Here is a 2,627-nt window from a genome sequence, read left to right on the forward strand (position 1 = left end):
CCCAAAAAACGCAGCCAGTGCCGATTTGATATTGGGCTTACCCTGGAATTTAAAGTAGATACCGTGAATGCCACTGTGATTACATCGAATCCTAATCGCCTTAAGATCACAGTAATCCTTGTCACGGCACTTCACTCCTAAATTTTTTGATGCGTTGGCATAAAGGTTTTGTCCCGGTCTGCAAAACCGGGGATGCCGGTTCGAATCCGGCACGCGTCTCCAAGCAAGGAAAAAACCAGTCTTGGGCTGGTGAACAATTTTTGGCGAATGCAGGTGTAACTACATGGCTGATAACCCGATGAACGTGGGTTCGATTCCCGCCGGTTCCGACAACGATGGAACCGTAGCTCAATGGTAGAGCGTCGCACGTTACACCGACTCTTGTCGCCAATCTTTTTTACGCTGAAGCGTGTGTGATTACAAAGTAAAAGCGGCGGGATGACCCGCAGTTCCAGGTTCGAGTCCTGGCCGGGTTAACCGGTAGCTGAAGCATTATCACACCGCCACTGGTCAGCGGTTTTTGGGTGCAGCGCGAATGCAATTAAGATTACATCCTGTCACCGGTTCGATCCCGGTCTTGCTTAACCGCAGGTAGCTCAGTGGGTAGAGCGGATATCTTAATCACCTTGTCGCGCTTGGCTTTAAGCAATGTAATTTATCAGGAGATATTATGGCAGTAGAAAACTATCAGGTCATGCAAAGCGGTACTGGTCGGCCTGTTAAGATGTGGACGCACGGTGTGCCGGTTGATGACGGTGCTAAACTGCAATTACAAAAAATGGCGCAATTGCCGTTTATCTTTAAGCATGTCGCTGTGATGCCCGATGTGCATCAAGGTAAAGGTTCGACAATAGGCAGCGTGATTCCTACCTTGGGTGCCATTATCCCCGCCGCAGTCGGTGTGGATATCGGTTGCGGTATGATTGCCGCCCGCACCAGCCTGACCGCCAATGATTTACCGGATAATTTACACGGCTGGCGTAATGCCATTGAAAAAGCCGTCCCGCATGGGCTTAATTTTAAGACCCGTGACAAAGGTTCCTGGGAAAATACATCCAGCCATGTTGATGCGGCCTGGGCGCAGCTATTACCGGAATTTGAACAATTGACCGTAAAATATCCGCGCTTAAAAAATACCAACAACCATAAGCATTTGGGGACGTTGGGAACCGGCAACCATTTTATTGAAGTGTGCCTGGATGAGGGCAACAATGTCTGGTTTATGCTGCATTCGGGGTCGCGTGGGGTGGGCAATGCCATCGGTACGTATTTCATTGAGCTGGCGAAAAAAGATATGCAGAAGTTTTTCATTAACTTACCGGATAAGGATTTGGCGTATTTCCCGGAGGGTACACCACATTTTGATGATTATGTGCAGGCGGTTAGCTGGGCGCAGGAATTTGCCAAACATAACCGTGAATTGATGATGCAAAACGTGGTGAACGCCATCCGTGCCATTACCCCCAAGCCATTTGAGGCCGGTATTGAAGCCGTTAATTGCCACCATAACTATGTGCAACGTGAAAATCACTTTGGCTCAAATGTGCTGGTGACCCGTAAAGGTGCGGTGGCGGCATGGCCAGGGCAGATGGGGATTATTCCCGGTTCGATGGGGGCGCGATCTTATATCGTGCGCGGCAAGGGTGATCCGGAATCGTTTTGTTCATGCAGCCACGGTGCAGGGCGGGTGATGTCGCGGACGGAAGCCAAGCGGCGATTTACGGTCAACGACCAAATCCAGGCGACACAAGGTGTTGAATGCCGTAAGGATGTGGATGTCATAGACGAAATCCCGATGGCTTATAAAGACATTGATGCGGTGATGCGGGCACAATCGGATCTGGTTGAAATTGTACATACCTTGAAGCAGGTGGTGTGTGTTAAAGGCTAAAAAACAACGGATTCAAATACCGAAGGAAGGAAAACATGTTAATTGAACTGGATGGCTCCCGAGGTGAAGGCGGCGGGCAAATCTTGCGCAGTGCGCTAACCCTGTCAATGTGTACGGGGCATCCGTTACGCATTCACAATATCCGTGCAAAACGCAAAAAACCCGGTCTGTTGCGCCAACATCTGACCGCCGTACAAGCGGCAGCGGCAATCAGTCAGGCGGAAGTGGATGGTGCTGTGCTCCACTCTACCCAGTTAAGCTTTACTCCCGGTCCTGTGCAAGGTGGCGACTACCGTTTTAACATTGGCAGTGCCGGCAGTTGCACCCTGGTGTTACAAACCCTGTTACCCGCCCTGCTGTACGCTAGCCAGAACAGTCGGGTGACCATAACCGGCGGTACGCATAACAGCATGAGCCCGCCGTTCCATTTTTTACAGCGGGCTTACCTGCCCCTGTTACAACGGATGGGGGCTAATGTTGAATTACTGTTAAAACGTTTCGGTTTTTATCCGGCCGGTGGTGGTGAAATACAGGCCAATATCACCGTGGGCACACCGCTCGTGCCTTTGCATCTATACAGCCGTGGAGAACGAGTAAAGGCGTATGCCGAAAGCTTTTTTGCGGGCTTGCCTGCGCATATTGCCCAACGCGAATTGGCGGTGGTTAAAGAGGGTTTCACTACCGTACACTTTTTTTCATGTAAAAAAGTCATTTAATTTTCAAATTGTTACTTTTA

The 2,627-nt window shown here is 50.0% G+C and carries 2 protein-coding genes and 2 tRNA genes; all 4 read left to right on the plus strand.

Translation table 11 applies throughout. The features are described from left to right. Positions 1–148 precede the first annotated feature (148 nt). Positions 149–222 (plus strand) — tRNA-Cys (locus CRENPOLYSF2_RS02710). A gap of 117 nt (positions 223–339) precedes the next feature. Beyond that, positions 340–476: transfer RNA gene (locus CRENPOLYSF2_RS18735), tRNA-OTHER, on the plus strand. Between the two features lie 194 nt (positions 477–670). Next, entirely contained in the window at positions 671–1,891 is a 1,221-nt protein-coding gene (locus CRENPOLYSF2_RS02715) for an RtcB family protein (protein ID WP_087142429.1), read from the plus strand. A 35-nt stretch (positions 1,892–1,926) separates the two neighbouring features. Continuing rightward, positions 1,927–2,607 carry an RNA 3'-terminal phosphate cyclase gene (rtcA, locus tag CRENPOLYSF2_RS02720; protein WP_087142430.1) on the plus strand — a complete coding sequence of 227 codons (681 nt, stop codon included), beginning with the start codon at positions 1,927–1,929 and terminating at the stop codon, positions 2,605–2,607. Positions 2,608–2,627 lie beyond the last annotated feature (20 nt).

Origin of the sequence: Crenothrix polyspora (assembly GCF_900163755.1) — a bacterium.
Classification (GTDB): domain Bacteria; phylum Pseudomonadota; class Gammaproteobacteria; order Methylococcales; family Methylomonadaceae; genus Crenothrix; species Crenothrix polyspora.